At 42.1% G+C, this 20,211-nt stretch carries 28 protein-coding genes and 4 pseudogenes; 4 read left to right on the forward strand and 28 right to left on the reverse strand.

From position 1 onward, the window contains the following. A partial coding sequence (locus VB775_RS24245) for a hypothetical protein (RefSeq protein ID WP_323216991.1) occupies positions 1-528 on the forward strand: 528 nt, incomplete at its 5' end. Here the strand turns inward: VB775_RS24245 and VB775_RS24250 are convergent. Genes VB775_RS24250 through VB775_RS24260 form a run of 3 tightly spaced genes read right to left on the reverse strand, consistent with a single transcriptional unit; the run spans position 518 to position 4,303 of the window. Next, positions 518-2,707 carry an AAA family ATPase gene (locus VB775_RS24250; protein WP_281009765.1) on the reverse strand — a complete coding sequence of 730 codons (2,190 nt, stop codon included), beginning with the start codon at positions 2,705-2,707 and terminating at the stop codon, positions 518-520. The genes VB775_RS24245 and VB775_RS24250 overlap by 11 nt on opposite strands. 7 nt (positions 2,708-2,714) lie before the next feature. Further along, positions 2,715-4,058, reverse strand: a complete 1,344-nt coding sequence (locus tag VB775_RS24255) for a type II toxin-antitoxin system HipA family toxin (protein WP_281009764.1) — start codon at positions 4,056-4,058, stop codon at positions 2,715-2,717. Beyond that, positions 4,052-4,303 carry a helix-turn-helix domain-containing protein gene (locus VB775_RS24260; protein ID WP_281009763.1) on the reverse strand — a complete coding sequence of 84 codons (252 nt, stop codon included), beginning with the start codon at positions 4,301-4,303 and terminating at the stop codon, positions 4,052-4,054. The genes VB775_RS24255 and VB775_RS24260 overlap by 7 nt, the downstream gene beginning before the upstream one ends. Before the next feature lie 210 nt (positions 4,304-4,513). Here VB775_RS24260 and VB775_RS24265 point away from each other — a divergent pair, with 210 nt between their 5' ends. Further along, positions 4,514-5,155: a type I restriction endonuclease subunit R gene (locus VB775_RS24265; protein ID WP_281009762.1), complete on the forward strand. Its 642-nt coding sequence runs from the start codon at positions 4,514-4,516 to the stop codon at positions 5,153-5,155. 168 nt (positions 5,156-5,323) lie between these two features. On the opposite strand, the gene VB775_RS24270 is transcribed toward VB775_RS24265, so the two are convergent. The 6 genes and pseudogenes from VB775_RS24270 to VB775_RS24290 form a co-directional block, all read right to left on the reverse strand. Next, on the reverse strand, positions 5,324-6,391 hold the full coding sequence (locus tag VB775_RS24270) for a PDDEXK nuclease domain-containing protein (RefSeq protein ID WP_281009761.1): 1,068 nt from the start codon (positions 6,389-6,391) through the stop codon (positions 5,324-5,326). Further along, on the reverse strand, positions 6,321-6,518 hold the full coding sequence (locus tag VB775_RS24275; RefSeq protein WP_281009760.1) for a hypothetical protein: 198 nt from the start codon (positions 6,516-6,518) through the stop codon (positions 6,321-6,323). The genes VB775_RS24270 and VB775_RS24275 overlap by 71 nt, the downstream gene beginning before the upstream one ends. Positions 6,519-6,604: 86 nt before the next feature. Continuing rightward, positions 6,605-6,910 (reverse strand): DNA-binding protein, encoded by a 306-nt coding sequence (locus tag VB775_RS24280; protein WP_281009759.1) that lies wholly within the window; start codon positions 6,908-6,910, stop codon positions 6,605-6,607. Beyond that, positions 6,897-7,241: pseudogene (locus tag VB775_RS26645) on the reverse strand (type II toxin-antitoxin system RelE/ParE family toxin). Before VB775_RS26645 ends, VB775_RS24280 begins: the two are co-directional and overlap by 14 nt. 178 nt (positions 7,242-7,419) lie before the next feature. Beyond that, positions 7,420-7,758 (reverse strand): DUF5615 family PIN-like protein, encoded by a 339-nt coding sequence (locus VB775_RS24285; RefSeq protein ID WP_281009758.1) that lies wholly within the window; start codon positions 7,756-7,758, stop codon positions 7,420-7,422. Next, complete coding sequence (locus tag VB775_RS24290) at positions 7,755-7,979, reverse strand: DUF433 domain-containing protein (RefSeq protein WP_281009757.1); 225 nt, start codon at positions 7,977-7,979, stop codon at positions 7,755-7,757. The genes VB775_RS24285 and VB775_RS24290 overlap by 4 nt, the downstream gene beginning before the upstream one ends. Before the next feature lie 200 nt (positions 7,980-8,179). Between VB775_RS24290 and VB775_RS24295 the strand changes: the two are divergent. After that, a pseudogene (locus VB775_RS24295) lies at positions 8,180-8,614 on the forward strand (XisH family protein). Further along, entirely contained in the window at positions 8,584-8,907 is a 324-nt protein-coding gene (locus VB775_RS24300; RefSeq protein ID WP_281009756.1) for a XisI protein, read from the forward strand. Before VB775_RS24295 ends, VB775_RS24300 begins: the two are co-directional and overlap by 31 nt. Before the next feature lie 20 nt (positions 8,908-8,927). Here the strand turns inward: VB775_RS24300 and VB775_RS24305 are convergent, their stop codons facing one another. From VB775_RS24305 to VB775_RS24385, 19 genes and pseudogenes are all read right to left on the reverse strand, one after another. Further along, a complete protein-coding gene (locus VB775_RS24305) occupies positions 8,928-9,353 on the reverse strand; it encodes an HNH endonuclease (RefSeq protein ID WP_281009755.1) in 426 nt (141 codons plus the stop codon). A gap of 5 nt (positions 9,354-9,358) precedes the next feature. Then, a complete protein-coding gene (locus VB775_RS24310) occupies positions 9,359-9,766 on the reverse strand; it encodes a hypothetical protein (protein WP_190353035.1) in 408 nt (135 codons plus the stop codon). Between the two features lie 112 nt (positions 9,767-9,878). After that, positions 9,879-10,985: a hypothetical protein gene (locus VB775_RS24315; RefSeq protein WP_281009754.1), complete on the reverse strand. Its 1,107-nt coding sequence runs from the start codon at positions 10,983-10,985 to the stop codon at positions 9,879-9,881. A gap of 227 nt (positions 10,986-11,212) precedes the next feature. Further along, positions 11,213-12,274: a ParB/RepB/Spo0J family partition protein gene (locus VB775_RS24320; protein ID WP_281009753.1), complete on the reverse strand. Its 1,062-nt coding sequence runs from the start codon at positions 12,272-12,274 to the stop codon at positions 11,213-11,215. After that, positions 12,271-13,026 (reverse strand): ParA family protein, encoded by a 756-nt coding sequence (locus tag VB775_RS24325; protein WP_281009752.1) that lies wholly within the window; start codon positions 13,024-13,026, stop codon positions 12,271-12,273. Before VB775_RS24325 ends, VB775_RS24320 begins: the two co-directional genes overlap by 4 nt. Before the next feature lie 120 nt (positions 13,027-13,146). Continuing rightward, positions 13,147-13,374 (reverse strand): hypothetical protein, encoded by a 228-nt coding sequence (locus VB775_RS24330; protein WP_281009751.1) that lies wholly within the window; start codon positions 13,372-13,374, stop codon positions 13,147-13,149. Positions 13,375-13,481: 107 nt separating this feature from the next. Then, on the reverse strand, positions 13,482-13,637 hold the full coding sequence (locus VB775_RS24335; protein WP_281009750.1) for a hypothetical protein: 156 nt from the start codon (positions 13,635-13,637) through the stop codon (positions 13,482-13,484). A gap of 37 nt (positions 13,638-13,674) precedes the next feature. Next, complete coding sequence (locus tag VB775_RS24340; RefSeq protein WP_281009749.1) at positions 13,675-14,022, reverse strand: hypothetical protein; 348 nt, start codon at positions 14,020-14,022, stop codon at positions 13,675-13,677. A 190-nt stretch (positions 14,023-14,212) separates the two neighbouring features. Then, on the reverse strand, positions 14,213-14,989 hold the full coding sequence (locus tag VB775_RS24345) for a DUF308 domain-containing protein (RefSeq protein ID WP_281009748.1): 777 nt from the start codon (positions 14,987-14,989) through the stop codon (positions 14,213-14,215). After that, positions 14,986-15,138 (reverse strand): DUF5335 family protein, encoded by a 153-nt coding sequence (locus tag VB775_RS26650; RefSeq protein ID WP_323263273.1) that lies wholly within the window; start codon positions 15,136-15,138, stop codon positions 14,986-14,988. Before VB775_RS26650 ends, VB775_RS24345 begins: the two co-directional genes overlap by 4 nt. A gap of 136 nt (positions 15,139-15,274) precedes the next feature. After that, positions 15,275-15,424, reverse strand: a complete 150-nt coding sequence (locus VB775_RS24350) for a lmo0937 family membrane protein (protein WP_281009747.1) — start codon at positions 15,422-15,424, stop codon at positions 15,275-15,277. A gap of 69 nt (positions 15,425-15,493) precedes the next feature. Further along, a pseudogene (locus VB775_RS24355) lies at positions 15,494-15,607 on the reverse strand (4a-hydroxytetrahydrobiopterin dehydratase); the annotation flags it as partial. A gap of 19 nt (positions 15,608-15,626) precedes the next feature. Then, positions 15,627-15,809: a CsbD family protein gene (locus VB775_RS24360; RefSeq protein ID WP_281009746.1), complete on the reverse strand. Its 183-nt coding sequence runs from the start codon at positions 15,807-15,809 to the stop codon at positions 15,627-15,629. A 192-nt stretch (positions 15,810-16,001) separates the two neighbouring features. Next, entirely contained in the window at positions 16,002-17,006 is a 1,005-nt protein-coding gene (locus VB775_RS24365; RefSeq protein ID WP_281009745.1) for an NADP-dependent oxidoreductase, read from the reverse strand. Positions 17,007-17,115: 109 nt separating this feature from the next. After that, positions 17,116-17,403 (reverse strand): DUF6335 family protein, encoded by a 288-nt coding sequence (locus tag VB775_RS24370; RefSeq protein ID WP_281009744.1) that lies wholly within the window; start codon positions 17,401-17,403, stop codon positions 17,116-17,118. A gap of 167 nt (positions 17,404-17,570) precedes the next feature. Beyond that, the gene (locus VB775_RS24375; protein WP_281009743.1) at positions 17,571-18,623 is read right to left on the reverse strand and encodes an NAD(P)-dependent alcohol dehydrogenase; all 1,053 of its coding nucleotides are present in this window, start codon (positions 18,621-18,623) and stop codon (positions 17,571-17,573) included. A 17-nt stretch (positions 18,624-18,640) separates the two neighbouring features. Beyond that, positions 18,641-18,715: pseudogene (locus VB775_RS26655) on the reverse strand (oleate hydratase); the annotation flags it as partial. A gap of 9 nt (positions 18,716-18,724) precedes the next feature. Continuing rightward, positions 18,725-18,859 (reverse strand): hypothetical protein, encoded by a 135-nt coding sequence (locus VB775_RS24380; RefSeq protein WP_281009742.1) that lies wholly within the window; start codon positions 18,857-18,859, stop codon positions 18,725-18,727. A 79-nt stretch (positions 18,860-18,938) separates the two neighbouring features. After that, positions 18,939-20,180 carry an FAD-dependent oxidoreductase gene (locus VB775_RS24385; RefSeq protein WP_281009741.1) on the reverse strand — a complete coding sequence of 414 codons (1,242 nt, stop codon included), beginning with the start codon at positions 20,178-20,180 and terminating at the stop codon, positions 18,939-18,941. Between the last annotated feature and the right edge of the window lie 31 nt (positions 20,181-20,211).

The raw sequence follows: 20,211 nt of genomic DNA on the forward strand, positions 1-20,211 counted from the left end.
GATGGTGATGTTATTTACTTTTTGTCGGATTTTAATCTGGGTGATATGCCCCATACGCTTATTAAATCTGGTGATATCACTGCCGATGCGATGTCTAATTTGGAGCTTTTGCAACTCAAGGTGGCTCAGGTGATTAATGCTGTTGCCGATGGTGGTTTTGATTTGCTGAATGCTTCTCAACGCCAGCTATGCAAGTATTTCGATATTCCTCGCGGAGTGTTGCTTTACCATTTTGATTGGATCAAACCGTTATTAGATACTCTATATAACCAATTGATCCATAGTTTTAATGAAAATCTGGTTTTGCTTACTGATTCTGCTGATCTGGCGATCGTTGATCTTTGGGTTGGTACAACTGAGTTGTTTTTGGCTGAAGAGATCCCGATAAAGGAGACTTTGACTGGGATTTTTGAGTTCTTTGCTCAGCATATCCCGCGTTATTTGCATGATTATGTGTTGGCTAGGCTTTCGGCTCAGGCTCGACATAAGTTGTTTTCTACTTTGGCGGTTTTGGCGGTTAATGAATAATCATTGCTGCTGTACTTGCCCAATCGACTGTTTTATTCAATAGTTTATTGGTTAGCAATTGTTGAGCGATCGCAATTTCATCATCGGTGAGAAACTTGGCTAGATGGCTGGCATAGGATGGCTTTGTCTGAGACTTGCTAAACCAACGGTTTAATAAAGCCGTAGAAATCTGCATGGGTGTTGTAATACGTTCTACTTCTATTTCAACCTTGAGATCTACTTTCTCAAAAGCCGATCTCAAATTATCAACATCCCAATTTGTCATCGGGTCATCAGGATTGCTATAGATTGCTTCTTCTGCTTGCATCCAGCGATCGCCAAATGCATCAGGTAAATCGATTAATCGGTAAATTCTTTGCGTGTGTTTGGGAATTGATTCATAAAGAGCGATTTTGCCATCAGGTTGTAAGAGATTGGCTAATTGCTGAATGCAAGTTAATTTGTCAGGTTCCCGCAACAGAGTGTTATAGCCAATAATCGCTTCAAAATGCATAGAGGCTACTACATTAGGAATCTCTATTAACGAACCATGCAAAACAATTGGGCGCAAAAGTTCGAGCAAACTTGCTGCTTGTTCTTGCAAAGCGATCGCTTCCGATTCTTGATAAGTAATTGCATAAACTCCGCCTTCTGGAACCGAGCGCAATGCTTCCCATGTGAATAATCCTGTGGCAGCATTTAGGTTGAGAACCACATGATGACGTTGCAGCGATAATCTGGAGAATAGGCGATCGCGTATTTTTGCTAATCTCTCTCCTGACTGTCCGATGGTGCGTTGTAACCAGCGATCGCTTTTAGTATCTGTTGGACTAAAGGTAAGGATTTCAGGCAATTCTACGACTACACCGCTTACCATTGCCGCTAATTGTGCCTCGCGACGACGTTCCACTTGTAACTTAATCGCGGCTTCTGCACCTTGATCCGACGGTTGATAGAAGACCTGTCCTTGCAAACTGCTGGGTAAATATTGCTGCTCGATCCAATGGTCGCGATAGGCGTGGGGATAGAGATAACCTGCTCCATGACCGAATCCTTTTTTATCGCGATTACCATCTTTGAGGGGATTGGGAACATCGGATTGACGTTCCTGCTCAACGGCGGCGATCGCATCGAAGAATCCCATGAGACTATTCGATTTGGGAGTGTTGGCAAGATAGAGGGTGGCTTGGGCTAAGTGATAGCGACCTTCAGGTAAGCCAATGCGGTCTAAGGCTTCAGCACAAGCATTCACAACTACTACTGCTTGTGGGTCGGCAAGTCCTATATCTTCACTCGCTAAAATCAGTAATCGCCGCAAAATAAAACGGGAATCTTCGCCTGCATAGACCATTTTGGCTAACCAATAGAGAGCCGCATCAGGATCGGAGCCGCGCACACTTTTGATAAATGCACTAATCGTATCAAAGTGAGCATCGCCTTCTTTGTCGTAGAGAACGGCTCTTTGTTGAATCGATTCTTCGGCTACAGCTAAAGTAATGTTGATATTGCCATCTTGAGATGGCTCTGTTGTCTCTACTGCGAGTTCCAATGCATTCAGCAGTGACCTTGCATCACCATTGGCGACATTGGCTAAATGGGCGATCGCTTCTTCAGTAACATTTACATTGAGGTTGCCGTAACCTCTTTGGCGATCGCTAAGTGCTTGCTCTAATACGCGCCGCAAATCCGCTTCGGTTAAGGGCTTTAGTTGAAATAAACGCGATCGGCTGACTAATGCTTTATTCACTTCAAAGAAGGGATTCTCAGTAGTTGCACCGATGAGAATAATTGTGCCATTTTCTACCCAAGGCAGTAATGCATCCTGTTGGGATTTGTTGAAGCGATGCACTTCATCGACAAAGAGGATTGTGCGTTGATTGTGATAGCCGCGTTGGGTTTGGGCGGTTTCGATCGCTTCTCTGATTTCTTTTACGCCTGCAAGAACAGCATTGATGGCGATGAAGTGGGCGTTGGTGGTGTTGGCGATAATTCTTGCTAGAGTGGTTTTGCCTGTGCCAGGGGGACCATAAAAAATGAGGGATGATAGGCGATCTGCTTGGATGGCGCGGCGGAGTAGTCTTCCTTGTCCGAGGATATGTTCTTGTCCGATGAATTCATCGAGGTGGCGCGGACGTAGGCGATCGGCGAGGGGCGCTTCTGATGCGGTGATTTGTTGGCGATGGTTATCGAATAGGTTCATGGATAATTTAAGGTTGGTAAATCCATTGTGCGCGATTGTTTAGCGATCGCTTGGCTAAAGATAGCATCCCCTCCAAAATTGGCTGACTGACATGAGTAGGAAAGTCTTCTGGTAGGACTGTATTGACTTGAGCGACTACATCATCAACGTTTGTCAGCATCTCCTCTAGAATTATGCTTGCCTTTGCTTCTGAAAAATTAACTGCCTTGGCTGTCGAGATAAAATGCCTTGGCTGAATTGATTCCCAATTGTAATAGTTTGTCTTCTCTCCTCTAAGTGACATGGACATCTTGGCGTTACGTTTGGATAGAGACTTGTTTTTGATGAATGGATATACAGAAATTACATCATATAGAGGCGTTAATCTGTAGCTGCCGCCTTGATTAATGTAAATACTGAAGTTCTTACTATGTCCATCTGTGGCGGCTAATAGCCAAAATAGAATTTGACTGCGAAAAAATTTCTCACGATCGCCATTAGCATCTTCAGCACCGAGTAATACTTTCATGATTTCACTGATTCCTGCTCCGCCCTGATTTTGATATTTCAAGTTTGGCGACATTCCTAATGCTTGGCACATATCCTCTTGAGGAAGCCTGATCAACCACCGTCGATCTTGAGACCATCGGCGATCGAAGCGCTCTATAACTAATACTTTGACATCATTGAAATGCTGAATTTGAGCCTCGGCTGTGGGTAATCCAAATGCTTTGGCGATTTGGAGACATAGCCATTCATTTTCGCAGCTATCACTCATGTTTAAATTGTCATTAGGAATTATGCCAATGGGAAACTTGAAGATATGACTGGTGGGCGTAGTGCCGATAGGACGACACCATTTTCCTTTATGCCAAAGTAAGGCAGTTTTCTCTTGAGCACCTGCGATCGATATGCGGAAATCGTTATTATTTTGGGTTGTTCCTATAGAAGTTGTTTTATATTCTTTCAAATATCTGGCAACTTCATCCGTTGACAGTGGCTGTGATTGGGTTGTCTCTATAGTTTGGGAAATGCCTTCATGACAAATTTGGATCGCTCCAACGCAGTCGGCTCCGATCGCTGTTAATAAATCGAATGGCTGTGAGGTGGAGATACTAAAGCGTTTTTGAATTCTTGCTCGAATTTCGCGACTATCTGGTAGCAAGTTATCGAAAAAGTTATAGACAAGATCTCCTTCATAGGGCTGTCTGCGTAAGGGCATTGATAAAGAGATGGGACGCGCTCCGTCAGTTTCTAGCCATTCTTCTGCATACTGAAAGTTCATTGCGCCACTGGGTAAGTTTTGCCAAGTCCCAACTAGATAGCCATTCATGAGGATATTGAGGCTATTAACACGCCTTGTTCTTACCATTCTTCTTTCCATCCTTGTTTAGGCTTACGGGCTTCTTCTTTGGGAATAATCTGTATTTCTAGATCTAGAGCAGAGAATAGTTTAAATAGAGTTTCTAATTTTGTGCCTTCGGGGTTGTTTTCAAAGGCGGAGATGGTGGCTTGCTTGATACCTACCCGATCGCCTATTTCGGCTTGGCTTAATTTTTGTCTTTTGCGGCGATCGCGTAGATATTCAGCTAGTTCTTTGGAGGAGTGGATTAGCATGGTCTGATGCTTGTATCCTTTTTAGGGTATAAAATTTAGTTTATCCCTTGTAGATTATAAAATCAAGTTTATCCTTTGTACGGGATAATATTTAGACAGGCGATCGCGCTTTTTAAAAGACATTCTGATAATATTCGGATAGCGACTTGTTACGAATTGAGAGCTAGAGATTAGAATTATGGTATTGAAAACCAACTCAAAGTATTCGCTATGCAAACATTAGCTGTTACTGAAGCCATCACGACGATCGCTGAAGCAGAGAGAAAATTTGGCTTGAGTCGTAGTGAATCGAGGGACTTTTTTACGGAATGGTATGACCAGTTACCAGTGATCAATCCTAGCGATCGCGGCAATTTAGAGATTCTCTGGCGGCGTTATATTTATCATCGGTCTGGGGGACATTTGCTAGAAAGTACGGTGATGCTATTACTTGTCTCGCCATTGCTCACGATCGCTGGTTTATACGATCCTCCGTTTCGGATTAAGGCGGAGGAGTCGATTGCAATCGATGTTTCTGATAGTGAAGAAACGCTACAGGGGCGAATTGATGTGTTGTTTTTGCGCGATCGCTTGTGGATAATCGTTTTAGAATCAAAGAAAACGATGCTTTCGGTTTGGTCTGCTTTGCCTCAAACTTTGGCTTATTTGATGGCTAGTCCGAATGGCGGCGGTACGCATCCCGCAGGGACTCGCCCGACTTTTGCGATGTTGACGAATGGGGATGATATTGTGTTTGTGAAGTTAGAGGGTAAACAATATGGGATGTCTCAGGTTTTGGCTCCTTTGGTTAATCGGGGTGAATTAGAGGTGGCATGGCAAGTTTTATGCAAGATTGCAGAAATAGAAGTTTGATAGCGATCGCTGTGTAGCTCCTGCCGCGATCGCTGAAAAACGTATCAATCTTGTTCTAACGAAACGTCAGTTCGACAAAAGCGCAAAATGGTAAAAATTGCTTTGCAATTTTTACCATTTTGCGCCATTTGTGCCGCGCGAAGCGCGGCGCAAATGGCTATATCGAACTCACGTTAACGAAGGTAATCGACGACGAGCCGATGCGATCGCTTGTTGTAGTTTTGCTTGAAGTAATTCTTTGGGAGGTAATACGGTGAGGTATTCGGCGACATGGATACCGCTTTTGTCTAGTTCGAGTAGTTCAATCTGTTCTTGTTTTTTACCTGCACATAAAATGATTCCCAATGGGGATTGTTCATCGCTTTCTTGGTCATATTTGGCAAGCCAACGCAGATAAAGTTCCATTTGGCTTTTGTATTCGTGGCGAAAGTTGCCGAGTTTGAGGTCGATCGCAACAAGGCGTTTGAGTTTGCGGTTATAGAACAGCAGGTCAATATAAAAGTCGTCGTTATCAATTTGGATACGTTTTTGTCTTGCAATAAAGGTGAATCCTGCGCCAAGTTCTAATAAAAATTTCTCGATATCACGCAGGATGGCATCTTCGAGGTCTTTTTCGAGGTAGCGATCGCTTATATCTAAAAAGTCTAGGATGTAGGGATCTTTTAGCAGTAAATCGGGTGATATTTGCTTGTTTTCGCGTAATTGTTCTAAATCATGGCGAATGGTTTCTTCGGGTTTGCGGGAGATGGCGGTGCGCTCGAATAGCATGGAGTTGATGCGTTCTTGTAGTTGGCGAACGCTCCAATTTTCGAGTTGTGTAATCTCGATGTAGAAATTGCGCTTTAGTTGGTCATCTATACCCATTATTAGCTTGAGATGTGACCAACTCAATTTTGCACACAGTGTATGCAAAATTTCTCGATCGGGAAAAACTTCGGCGATCAGGATGCAATAGCGCAGTTGCCTTTCGCTCCAGCCTTTACCGTAAGTTTGGGTAAGGTGTCGCGAAAGTTCTGTTATAACCTGTTTGCCATATTCGGCGCGTTGACGTTGGAGTATTTCGGTTTGAATGCGATCGCCGACTTGCCAATAGAGCAGTGTAATTTCGGCATTGATGGCAACGGCGGCGCGTTGTTTGGCGGCATCAATAAGCTGACGAATTTCGCTAAAAAGTGTTTGCGCTGTTACTTGGATATTTGGAGTAATCTGTGGTGGATTGCGATCGGCTTCGTTCATTTTCTTGAGTCTTGCCTGAATGATACTCAGACATTGCTTCTTTAGCTAGTTTTGCTAGTACGTCTTGAGAATGTTCAACTGAAATATTCCATTGAATTTCATCTTCGAGTTCTTCTAAAATTATCATGGCGATCGCGACAATCGCTAGGCTTTGTTACGATGGCTCTGGATTTTGAAAATAACTGTTTCAGTTATAATTCATACAAAGTAATTTCAGGCAGGTTGTCTTTCCTGAACAGTTACAGAGAGTTTTAGCCCTAATTGGTTTAGTAATTTAGCAATTGTCATTAACTCGCTGGGCTGTTGGTTTGGAAATAGTTGAGAGTTGAGATCTAAATTCAGCTTTTTGTTTTTTGAATTGTTAGTAACATCTTGTTGAGCTTCTGCAACATTTTTCAAAGCCAATAAAATATGTTCAAAGTCACCATCTTCTAGGACTGCATCTAAGTAAGCAGCAGCTTCTAAGGGATCTTTTAAGGATTCAATTAGATAGGAATGATAGCTTTTATAGGTTGGCATTTTTTCTCCTCTGAAAATCTACCCAGTAATGCTTTGCTTTGATGATATCTTGATTTTGGGTGCTTTTGTCACCGCCACATAGCAAAAGAACTATGGTTTCTCCTGCTTGAGCAAAATATATTCGATAACCTTGTCCGTAGTCAATTCTGAGTTCTATGACTCCTGATCCAACAGGCTTGTAGTCTCCAAAGTTTCCATTTTCAACTCGATCGAGTCGTGCTTTAATTCAAGCTCTTGCTTGACGATCGCGTAGTGATTCTAACCAAAGTTCAAAGGGACGCTCGTCGTCTTCGGTTGCGTAAAAGATCACCTCTTGCGGACGTGCTTCCATGAAACTGCTATTGCTTATAAAATGAAACTTTTTAATTTTGTCATGGAACTGGAGACTTTTTATGTTTTTTAAGCGATCGCTCTTGTTGCTCCTGCCGCGATCGCAAGGCGTTGGTACAATGCTTCTGGTATTTGTAAGGTAACTGTTTCAGCCATATTTTTTCTCGATAACCTTAAATTTAATTTCCGCTAATTTCTACTAATGATTCACCTGTAGCTAGAATTTCTAATGCTTTTGGTAAAGTAGCAGTCAGAATTTCTTTCAATTGGGCATTGGAAGTATTGCCAAACGTCAACCAAATAATTTGCGGTGGCGATCCGAGCCGTTCAACTAGATCGACAAAATCACTATCTTTGGTCATAAAAATAATTTCTTGAGCTTTACCTGCTTCAAAGATTTCAGGATCTTCTGCATCTCTTAATCCAAGATCTCGCAAAGCGAAGGCGCTTATATTAAAGGTTCTATAGATCCAAGGGGCGATCGCTGGTGATAAATGGGCATCAATCCAGATGGTCATGCAACTAATACGGGATGGTTGAGTTTACGAGATGCATAGGCTAGTGCTGCTTTTAGGTCATCTCTTTCTAGATCGGGCATTTCTTCTAAAATCTCTTCGGCGCTGAGTCCAGCTACAAATAAGTCAAGAACGTCTGAGACGCGAATTCTCATACCACGAATGCAGGGACGACCGCCACATTGTCTGGGGTTGATTGTGATTCTTTTAAGTAGCTCTGGCATTTGAGTAGTTCTTTAACACTTTTTTCTAGTATTAAGTGCGTTGTATAGTATTGCGATCGCTAAGCGTTGGTACAATGCTTCTGGTATTTGTAAAGTAACAGTTTCAGACATGTTTTTTGCAAATATTTGAGATCGTCCAAAAATATCAATAGGGTTATTATAATATATTCAAGAAAATAAGAATTTGAGGAGTAAATAATTTGCCAGCTAGAGACTCCATCCATGATGCTGTAAAAGAAGCAGTTATTAAAGATGGATGGGAAGTTACTGACGATCCCTATGTTATTTCCTATGGCGATCGCTTTTTATTTGTGGATCTTGCGGCAAGTGGCTTTATTGGAGTTCGGCAAGGAAATAAATAAATTGCGATTGAAATTAAGCAGTTTCGAGGTCAGTCTCAAGTTGTTGATTTAGAGCAAGCGATCGGGCAATATTCTTTGTATCGCATCTTGCTTAACCAGATTGACCCAGAGCGTGATCTATATCTGGCAATTTCTGAGGCGACTTATGGCGATATATTTGATGAGCCAATTGGTAAACTAGCGATCGCTGAAATTCCGTTAAAACTTGTTATCGTAAATCTAAGCACTAAGGAGATAACTCAATGGATACCGTCAAATCCTATCAAGCAGTAATCAAGCAGGTAATTAGTGAGTATGCTAAGTTGCGTCCTTCTCATGGCAATATTCACTTAGAGCCGATATTTGATGATGTGAATAGTCGCTATGCGCTGATGCAGTTTGGTTGGGATCGGGAGAGACGGGTGCGGGGTAATTTGATTTATGTGAGTATTAAGGATGGGAAAGTACTAATTGAGTATGATGGAATTGAGGGGGGAATTACTCAAGATTTGATTCAAAGGGTGATTCCTGAGCAGGATATTGTACTTGCGTTTCTGCACAAATTTGAGACGATCAGTGTAAGGTGATGTAATACGGTAAGTTTTTTTCAACTTTCTGGTGGATGCCAACCAATTGTAAACCAACGTTTACGAGTAGCGACAATGACGGCATTATTCATCCGTAAAGCGATAACTGTTGCACGCCCGATCGCTGTTAAACCTTCAACTTGAGAGGCATCATTATTCCATTGAAAATGCTCCTTCCAATTTTGTTGTCGGGGATTAAACAACGCTACGAGTTCGCCTGTGAATGGATCGATCGCTTCTGTGGTGTCAGATTTATATTCGTTGCAAGTTCGACAGGCAAGGCATAGGTTTTCAAGGGTATTCAGTCCTCCTTTTGAAACTGGTTGAATATGATCGATTGTCATGGGCATACCGCAATTTGCTTCAGTCGTGAGGCAATAGCAGCAACGCTTACGGTCAATTGATTCTATTTGCGATCGCAGATTTTGAGAAATATAGCCTGACACAAAATCTACCCTGCTAGTCTGGGAATATTATGACCACGCCATTTTAGGATTGCGGCGGCTTGGGATTTGCGTAACATGAAGCGATCGCCATCTCTACGGAGGGTATCTAATTCCAATCTTTCAGAATCAGTAAGTGATGTATCTTGTTGTTTTGACAATAGGGATTCGTAGCGTTCCATTTCCAACTGTGTTTTTTGGCTACGGGCAATTTGCCATAGTGAATCGTCATCAAGTCGATCTAAGCTGGCAAGGTCGGTTTGAAATTCTTCGGGTACGTCTTTCCATGTTGGTGGGCTGCCAATTTGTAAGGCTTGTAAAATTATGTCTTCTAGCGATCGCTGTGTTGCTCCTGCCGCGATCGCTAAGCGTTGGTACAATGCTTCTGGTATTTGTAAAGTAACAGTTTCAGCCATATTCTTTTCTCGATGGGTTAATCATCTTTATTTTATAGTCTATAATCTTTGACAACTTTGATTTTGAAATTGAGTATTAAGGAGAATGATTGCTGCTTTGTATAGGAAAGTATTACAGACAATCACTACTTGTAAAACCAAGTTCTGCTAAAACATTTTTGCGTTTTGGAGGTTGAATGTTTATAGCCGAGTCTCGCAACCTTCTTTGTTCAAAGATCATAATCTCTTCTGGTAATTCCCCAAAGAATCTTGGGTGATGGTAGATAACAGGATCAGGATGGCGAAAAAGATCTACTCTCTTAAAAGCTAGAATGCCTGCAAATGTGGGACTTTTATCTTCTTTGCCAGACTCTAGGAATATTCCATCTGGTTTGACTATAGCCTCCTGAAGATTATTGCTAGTATGTTCAATTATAGTTTTGTAGCCAAACAAAGCACGATCAAAATCATCAAATTTTACCCCATAACCTGAGCCGTGTATTGCCAATAAGACAGGCAGAGATTCACTTCTTACCTGTTTACGTTTTTTCTTGGCAGCATATTTTATTCTATTCTCTGCACACCCAATAGAGTACATACGACTTGAATTTCTCTGTTCCTGTGGAAAAAAACCTAGATGTAATAGTCCCGATTCCAACTTTTTACTTTTATAATCCCATTCTTCTTGAGGCTTATCTGGTAATTCGTCACACATTTGTAAAAATGTTCGCTTAAATTCTTTTTTAGAGTCTGCATAGCCAATATTAGGTAGTTGAATCACGCAAATACTCCAACCAGTTGGCGTATTTGCATTTATAAATTCAATAAGTAGTTCGTCTCTTTTTCTCTCTTCGTCTCCTTCACTATCGAAACTGGGCGAAACAACTTCAATAATTAGTTGATGCCCACCAAAGCTAACAAGGAAATCTGGACACTTACCGTCTGAATTTTCTAACTCTATACAAAACTTTCCGCCTAAAACTTGAATAGTTCTAGCTAGTATAAATTCAAGAAAGGCACTATCCCATCTAGTTTGCAATGCTTTTATGAAATGCTCTTGATACTCTGATGGAATCTCCCCTAAGTTTCTCCTCAAAAACTGTCTGAATATCTGCGCTCGTTTAATAGTGGAACGTCCCAGCCAACTAACTACTGATTCCCCAACTTTACTATAAGAATTATCGGTTTTAGTTGTCTCTGACAGCCATTCCCATTTTCTGTATTCATCTAAGTTTTCCATATTTTTGCCCAAAATTAAAATCAATGTCAGTTCATTACGCTAATGTTTACTATTTGTAAATACTTATATGTTATGTGATCGCCTATCTACCTTACTCAATTTTTGATATTTGAGGTGATTATTTTTGTTTACAAGGCTCTATTAGCGATCGCGCTTAATGATGACAAAAGGCGATCGCCACTTCCTACCTTAATCAACTGTTGATGTTTGAAGTGATCGCCATCCCATTAACCAATCAAAGCCTCTAACTGCTTCAATAAAGCTTCTAACTTTTTTTGCTTTTTCGGATCTTTCCAAACAGGCGATGACTTTGCAGACTTAAAGGTAGACTCAAACTGAGAACGTAGATCCGTTGGCTCATTAGCTAGAGACTTTTGAGAGCTTTCCTTGATCCTACTCTTGATTTCATTTAAAGAAAGACCATCAGCGATCGCTTCATTTAGTAACTGCTTTTGAATCGCCGCGTCCTTAACACCAGCAATCAGCTTCGCCTTAGTATATTCAATCTTGCCCTCACGCAAAGCCTGAACTACAATTTCCGACAGCTTTAGCAAAGGCAACCGATTCGTTACAAACGACTGCCAACTCATCCGCCCTAATTGCTCAAAAATTTGTTCGATTTGCTGAATTAGAGTTGCATTGTTAAGCCCGTTATTATTGTCTTCATTACTGATAATAACGTTATTATCAGTTTTAGCTAGATCATCCTTGCCATTGATAATAACGTTATTATCAATCTCCCCATGATTATCAGAATCACTAAAATCATCCTTACTGCGGTTGTTTTGGTTGAATAATTGACGCAGTAGATTAGGGATCTCATTCAAGGGACGCGCAAGTTCAAGGGCTAGTAGATCGAGAATTCCTTCTGTTTCTTCGATGGGGTTGAGATCTTCTCTCTGTAGGTTCTCGACTAGCGCAATTTGCCAAGCCTCATTATTATCTAACTCCCGCACAACTACAGGAACAGCATTTAAACCTGATAACTGAGCCGCCCGATACCGACGTTCACCCGCAACCAGTTCATAACCACCCGCCGAACGAGGACGCACTAGTAGAGGTTGTAAAACTCCATGCTGTGCGATCGATGTAGCTAAGGTTTGCAATGCTTCTGCATCAAAATAGCGGCGAGGTTGCTTCGGGGGTAGATGAATATCAGTAATTTGAATTTCAACCTCAGACTTAGGGCGATCGCTAGGCTCAGGAGATTCATCAACTTCAGGTGCAAGCCAAGGAGCGCTAGGTGCAGTGATGCGTCCGCTAAAAGGCTTTGTTGTTTTACGGGTCATGCTAGTTTCTCAATATGATCGATAATTTTGTTCATAATCTTTACAGCAGGATGCTTAGCTTGTAAAGCTGCTAGAGGCAATCTCTCTTCACTAGCATCAACGAATGCTGTAGCACGGGGAATTGCCTCAAACACTTTACCCCATGCAGAGAGTTGCTCATTCATTGCTTCAAGGGTGCGAATATCTGCGGAATTGCGACCATCGTATCGTGTGGGTACAAATCCAATTACTTGCAATTGTTTATTAGGTTTGCTTTTTACATAGGTGAGTGTCTGCAATAACTCATCGGTTCCCTCAAACGCTTTGAGGTGAGTTTCTACAGGAACGAGAACATGGGTCGCGGCAACTAATGAAATATAACTTAGCAGACCTAAACTTGGCGGACAATCAAGCAGAATATAATCGTACTGCTCTTGCACCAATTCCAAAGCATCTTTTAGGCGAAAATCGCGTAGAGAAGCGCTGACTAATTGCATCTCCGTAGCGCTTAAAAAACGATTGGCAGGGACAAAATTCATCCCTAATAAATTTTTGTGAATTGGTAGTGCTTCTTCGTCAATAATCGCATTAGCAACTGTCTTGGTTAACTCAGAAGGTACTAGCCCAACAAACTTAGTGAGAGACGACTGTGGGTCCATATCCACCAACAAAACTCGGCGATCGCGTTTAGCTATTTGGTAGCCTAAGTTATGGGTAAGCGTAGTTTTACCCACGCCACCAGCTTGATTAAAAATAGCTATAGTTTTAGTCACAAATCCTTTTAACCTCAGCTTTGATTGGAAGTGTGTCAATAATTTAACATTAGCTTAGTGTTAAATTACAACTAAATGATGACTGTTTTCAGATATTTCTTGATCTTGTATCTGCAAAATTTATTGCCAATAGCGATAACCAAAAATACCTGCAACGACTGCGCTAAGCCCTAATCCTACCAACACAAAGGCGATCGGTTTAATCCGCTTTGGTGTTGGCTTTTCTGGTTGCTCTGACAAAAGTACTAAAAGTACTATTGGTTCTTTTTCTCCATTTACTGCTAATGGATGTGATGCGTTCGATAGATTGTTAATATGCTCTTCAAATTTATCTTTATCCGTAATCACATCTATACTCCATTGGTTCGTCTGATCGATAATTGGTGTAAGTCGCTAAATGGCTGTTTTACTAGGAGTACTCCGCATCGTGCGACACATTGAAATTCCCGTGAAAATTAATCTCCATCGGGAATCGATAATGTATCTATGAGAGGGGTTGTGGCGATTCCCGTTTTCCAAATAATTGTTGCCGCAGTAATCTCTTCTATTTGGTCACTTCGTTTTATCACAATAATATTCAGACGTATTTCAATTACTGCGGTTTCAATCATGACTTCTACAAATACTGAGCGTTTTTGTAATGCATCTTCAGCCGTCTGCCGTAAGCGATCGCGATCGCTTTTGAGAATCTCCTCGTTGAATAATCACCACATGAATGTCGGAAATCTCACCATGCGATGGCACTAGATTATTATTGATGTAATGAAGTCCAGAGGTTAACCGAACCTGTCGCTGCTGTAAATCAATCGATTGTACTTCATCACGAATAAAGGTAATCCCACTCTTATGCAAAAGAGTGGCATAGCGATGACAAATAAACTGCATATTCATCTCACCACTGAGAACTTCATACAAGAGTGGCTTAAAGATAAAACTCCATTCGTGATCGATGAGAATTGTGGGAGTTGTATAATGCTGATGGCTTAAATGTGCCAATTCAAGGATGAAATGCTGTAAATAAGCCTGTAAATCCGCCGCCCAAAATCAGAGTCAGTGAAGTCCCAGAAGTAAGTAATCTTCGAGGGATTTCTGATATTCCGTCGAATGTATTGGTCATATTTCTTCTCCTTGTGACAGAAACTTATGGATTAGGCGATCGCGATTGGCTACAATTCAAGTTCCTACTCTAATTTGAAATAGTCAGTATCTCGCCTGAATGTAGAGTCAGCATCCAAATCCCATCAAACAAGAGATTTATTCCAATTAAAGTGCCAATTAGCCAAACGGCGCTGAGCGGAGAGCTTGACCAGACGAAAATACCGAAAATAATGCCCATGAGTCCACTCACAAGCATCCATCCCCAGTTGGTAGAGATCCAGCGCATTTGAAAAGCGAGTGATACCTGAATCATTCCTTGCAAGAAAATGGTAATGCCTAATACGATCGTGAAAGCAAATGCTCCTTTGATCGGATTTACCATTACGAAAACTCCTGAAAAGAGATATAGAAGACCGAGAATCATTTTCCAAGCGATTTTACCCGCGCCTCTCGACTGAAAGGCATAAGCAATTTGGGCAATTCCAGCAAAGATAAATACCCAACCGAATAAGACGGTCGAGGCAATGGTAGCAAAGAAGGGAAATGCGATCGCAATAATACCTAACACGATCATCACAATAGCGATCGCGGTTATCCATCCAGAGCCAATAACTTGCTCATCAGTATTGTCGTATTCGGTAATGCTCATGTTGTTTCTCCATCGAATATGTTGATTGTCCACAGAATTTGCTCCTAGAGCGCCCCAAGCAACTTGTTCGGATTCTTCCATCTCGGCATAGTTGCTAACCTTCCCATGCAATATGACCTTATTCCCATTGGGCTTAATATGGATCTTGTTTGCATCTAACAGCACATTACGTTTGAAGGCATCTCTGATATCACTGGTAATGTCGGCTGCTTTCAATCTAGGTTTAACTGTGATTCATCACCAAGTTTTGAGTCAATGATCTCAATCTCAATATGTCGTCCAAGATGATCAGATGAAAACTGGTCAAAAAATTTGCTCCATTGTTCTTGAGGGATAGATTTGCTGAGAGCGATTGTATTCGCTATGGGATTTCTCGCAGTAAAAAATTAATAAATCAGATGGATCTACACCCTGAAACGAAGACAGAGAGACTTGTGTGTACAGGGTAGGCGGGATAAGGGGTGATGAGGGTTCCACATAACATCAGTTATAGATAAAAATTTAGGTGCTTCGACCTATAAACACATTGTAGACAATCCCAAGCACGGCTAAAACCAAGAGGATATGGATTAACCCACCTCCAATGTTAATTGAGAATCCTAATACCCAGAGAATAATAAGAACACCAATACCAGTCCAAATTAGATTCATAAAGATCTCCTTTTATGTTTAAGATTAAGTAATTTACAAATGGACAGAGATAGCTCTTAAGCTATCGCGTCAATCTTTTTTAGCTAGCTCAGTATTCAGATTGCTAATTCCATCTACATCATGGGTAGCTAGACCGATTACTACGCGATTGTATACATTGAACAGTTCGGGATGACGATCCAACTAATTAGCCATCAGCTAATTAGTCATCAGCCTTTTTGACTTCATCTTTGACATCTTCAGCAGCATTACGCACTTTTGCTTCAGCTTGTTTGGCATTGCCCTGCATCTGATCTTTCGTGTTCCCAGTCATATCGCCGACTGTTTCTTGAACCTTGCCTTCGACGTTTTTAGTAGCTGCTTTAGCTCTATTTTCTAAACTCATGCTGTACTCCTTAATTTGAGAATGATTTGAGAATATATACTAGAGATGAATTAACAACTCTGGCTTATGGAAATACTTTGACAGGCGATCGCTTGATTTCCTGATTGAATTGATTGAATTGACTGAATAAGATACTAACCTTCACCTAAAGACATTAAGATTGGCGGCGCTTCGCTCCGCCAATCTTGACTCCTACTCTAACTTCACCACCATTTTGCCGATATTTTTGCCTGCAAAGAGCCCGATGAATGCGCCCACAGCTTGCTCAATGCCTACCACTACGGTTTCTTTATTCTTCAGTTTGCCATCTCGGAAATAACTACCCACCTCCTTTTCAAACTCGCTCTGTAGATCAAGGAAGTCACTAACGATCAGCCCTTTCATGGTCAATCGCTTAGTGATCATGTTAAAAAGGTTAGAAGGTCCAGCCTGTGGACTTTCTTCGTTGTAGCCAGAGATGCCGCCACAAGCGATGATCCTGCCATAGGTACGTAATACAGAGAGGGCAGCTTCTAGAGTTTCTCCACCGACATTATCGAAATAGACATCAATGCCATCGGGAACAGCTTGGTGTAATTGTTCGAGGATTGGAGAAGTTTTATAATTCAATGCGAGATCGTAGCCACATTCTTCCTGTAGAAATTTGACCTTTTCCGCAGAGCCTGCGGCTCCAATCACCCGACATCCACGCAATTTGGCGATTTGTCCAGCAACACTGCCCACTGCACCTGCTGCACCTGAAATAAAAATCACGTCGCCAGCTTTGACTTCTACTAAATTCAATCCAGCCCAAGCGGTCATACCCGTCATACCCAATGCGCCAAGATAAACTGAAAGGGGTTGAATGTTTGGACTGACCATATGCAACGCTTTCGGTGCAGCGATAAAGTATTCTCGCCAGCCTAAGCTGGAAACAACGACATCTCCCTGCTTAAATTCCTTGGCGCAAGACTCGATCACCTCGCCGACTGCGCCGCCGTCGAGGAGTTTGCCTAACGCGAATGGCGGAACATAGGATTTACGATCGCTCATGCGACCACGCATATAGGGATCGACGGACATATAGAGATTGCGAACCAGCACTTGTCCATCTTGAAGTGGTTCTAGTTTGGTCTGCGCGATCGCAAAGTTAGCTGCGGTTGGCATCCCGTTGGGACGAGAAACTAATTGAATTTCGCGGCTCATGATATCTGTCATAATTTTTTTCCTAATGATTTATTTAAGTAAGATTTACAGCGCTTTACGCTCAAACCAGAACCAAGAATAAATTTGAAAGCGTTGCGAAGCAACGCTTTCAAATTTATTCTTATGGTTCTTTTGATCGGAAGTGGCTGTAATGTTCATCAGCCGATGCGGGATCTAGTTCCCATCGATCGCGATCGCGCTTTAGGAGCATTTCTTCAGTAGCAAGGGGGGTGTCATCATCTATTTCAATCCCTACTGCTTTCGCCATTTCTTCCATATCATTGCGATCGGGAACTGCGGTGCTACCGCCAACGGATTCATCACCATTTACTTCGGCTCGATAGGCATCATTCTCAGCGTCATCGGTTGAGTCTGCACCTGTTAATGGATGCGATTGTGGGTTTGTCATACAATTTCTCCTTTAGAAACCATTTAAGAAATACTTTTCTACGGTCAAAGACTCTAAGAGATCCCCCTCAATCTCCCTTACGAAAGGGGGAAGAAGAGAGTCTAATTGATTCTCCCCCCTTTCGTAAGGGGGGCTGGGGGGGATCTAGACAATTCTTAAATGGGTTCTTACACAGTCTGTTTTAAGGAAGCCATATCAATCACGAAACGATATTTCACGTCGCTCTTTAAGAGGCGATCGTAGGCTTCATTGATGTTTTGGATGGGGATAAGTTCAATATCGGCAGTAACGTTGTGCTTACCGCAGAAATCCAACATCTCTTGGGTTTCTTTAATGCCGCCAATCAGAGAGCCGCTCATACTGCGCCGACCGAAAATTAGGCTACCCACCGAAAGCAAAAGCGGCTCAGATGGAATTCCGACTTGAGTGAGGTTTCCGTCACGTCGCAACATCAGGAGGTAAGCGTTGATATCATGCTTTGCAGACACAGTATCAAGAATGAAGTGGAAACTATTTAGGTGTTTCTGCATCTCGTCTTCATTTTTAGAATTGACGACTTCATCCGCTCCGAGCCGCAGCGCATCTTCAACTTTGCTCGGTGAGGTAGTGAAAACCACGACATACGCCCCGAGAGCTTTTGCTAACTTCACTCCTACATGTCCTAGCCCACCGAGTCCCACAACGCCTACTTTCTGACCCTTGGCTACATTGTGATAACGTAAGGGCGAATAAGTGGTAATCCCCGCGCACAGTAATGGAGCAGTTGCCGCCAGATCCAAATTCTTGGGGATTTTCAGGACAAATTCTTTGTCCACCACAATGCTTTCGGAGTATCCACCATAGGTGATTCCGCCAGTATATTTGTCGGGAGAGTTATAAGTAAAAATTGCACCTTTCTCGCAGAACTGCTCCAAGTTTTCCTTACAGTTGGCACAGGCAAGGCAGGAATCGACCATACAACCCACCCCAACTTTGTCGCCTTCCTTAAACCTATTGACATCTTTGCCAACTTTTACGACCCGACCGACGATTTCATGACCAGGGACGCAAGGGTAGGTTGCCCTGCTCCATTCGCTGCGGACGGTGTGCAAATCGGAGTGACACACACCGCAATAGAGAATTTCGATCTGCACATCATGCTTGCCAACTTTTCGACGTTCAAAGCTAAAGGGCGCAAGGGGAGTTGTGGCATTTTGGGCAGCGTAGGCATTTGTTTTCATCGTTTTATCTCTTAATGATTTGACCCAGAGAATCCACCATCGCGAATCATAAAAGCGGCGGCAGCTAAAGAGCCAATTCCACCACCCAACATATAGCAATCCTAAATGGGTTGTGAGAGTGCGCCCCTTTGGGGCGTACTCTCAAACCATTTAGGATTGCTATATGCTTTAGACTCATTATTCATGCCAATCGTGGGCATATTATTTTCGTGACGTTTTAATCTGTCTACATTCATTAGCTTCTAGTCGTGTCGGTTGAGATCGCGTATAGGGAATGTATAAACTGAAGTGATTGCATGAAATAAATTCAATTCTTTACGCACAATAAAAAACAAAATTCTCTACACCAACTAATTGGGCGACATGAAAAGCCGAAGTAATCGCACCTTCATGTAATCCGTCTCCAAGGTAAGATCCTGCGTGATAGGTATTATTCTCGCCATTAGTAGCGATCACTTCATCGCGATACTTAAAAGATTCGGTGGTATATAACGGCGTGTGATGCTTTTGGATGTGAATAAGGCGATCGCCAGCAATTATCTCTTCCAGTTGGTAGGATAGAAAATATTTTTGTGATGAGGCAATATCACAAAGCTGATTTAGGCAACTGTTATAGCCCCAACCCGTATCAGTTTGAAAAAAGTCAAATTCTGAAGGCTGTTTGATACCATAGCGATCGTACATAGAACTATCTTTATGGACAATGCTACTCACATGATTGGCTCTCCATGCAGAAAAACGTTTCACTTCCGATTCTGTCGGATCGGCTAAGAGTGACAGCACTTGGTCAGGTGGTGTCGCAAATACGACTTTATCGAATTCCTGAACTTTGCCCTGCGATCGCACTATTTTGACAGAATTTGGGCTTCTGAAAATATGGTCAATTTCTTCATTAAGAACGACTTCTCCTTTAAATCTTGCTAAGATTTTTTCAATGTAGGAATACACGCCACCTTTGATCCTGAACCATTTGACGGCAACATCGTCTCGCAAAACTGGCATCGCTAATTCTGCGGGAAAGTCATCAATCATTTCCATCGGCATTGAGTAGCTATACATGACTAGTAACTTGAGCCAAGTATTGCGATCGCATGAGAGTTTCAGATATTGCGACAAGGGATGATTGTCAAACTCATTCAAGTCAGCAAATTTGATTTTGAGCCATAATCCTAGGGAACGAGCATAGAGGCGATCAAGGCGCAAATGTTCGATCAGGCGACGGATACCCGTAAAGTTCTTACGGATTGCGACTCCCGATAGATAGTGACTGCCATTTTTAAAAAACATGGCTGAGCCAATATCAACTGGTTCAAGTTCTACATCTAGTTCTTCCATCAGTTGCATAAAGTTATGAAACACCGATGGAAATTCGATTACTCCACATTCGAGAACTTCCTGACAATCGGATTGATTCGGCTGCACATTTTTATTCAATGTCTGAATATGTCCGCCTAAACTAGGCTGTCGTTCAAATACAGTGACTTGATGTCCCTGTTTATCGAGGAGGTAGGCTGTGACCATACCACTAGCGCCGCCGCCAATTATTGCGATTTTCATAGTAGAATTCTCAATTTATAAAATAGATGTT

It is taken from the genome of Pseudanabaena sp. CCNP1317 (assembly GCF_034931345.1).
GTDB lineage: Bacteria > Cyanobacteriota > Cyanobacteriia > Pseudanabaenales > Pseudanabaenaceae > Pseudanabaena > Pseudanabaena galeata.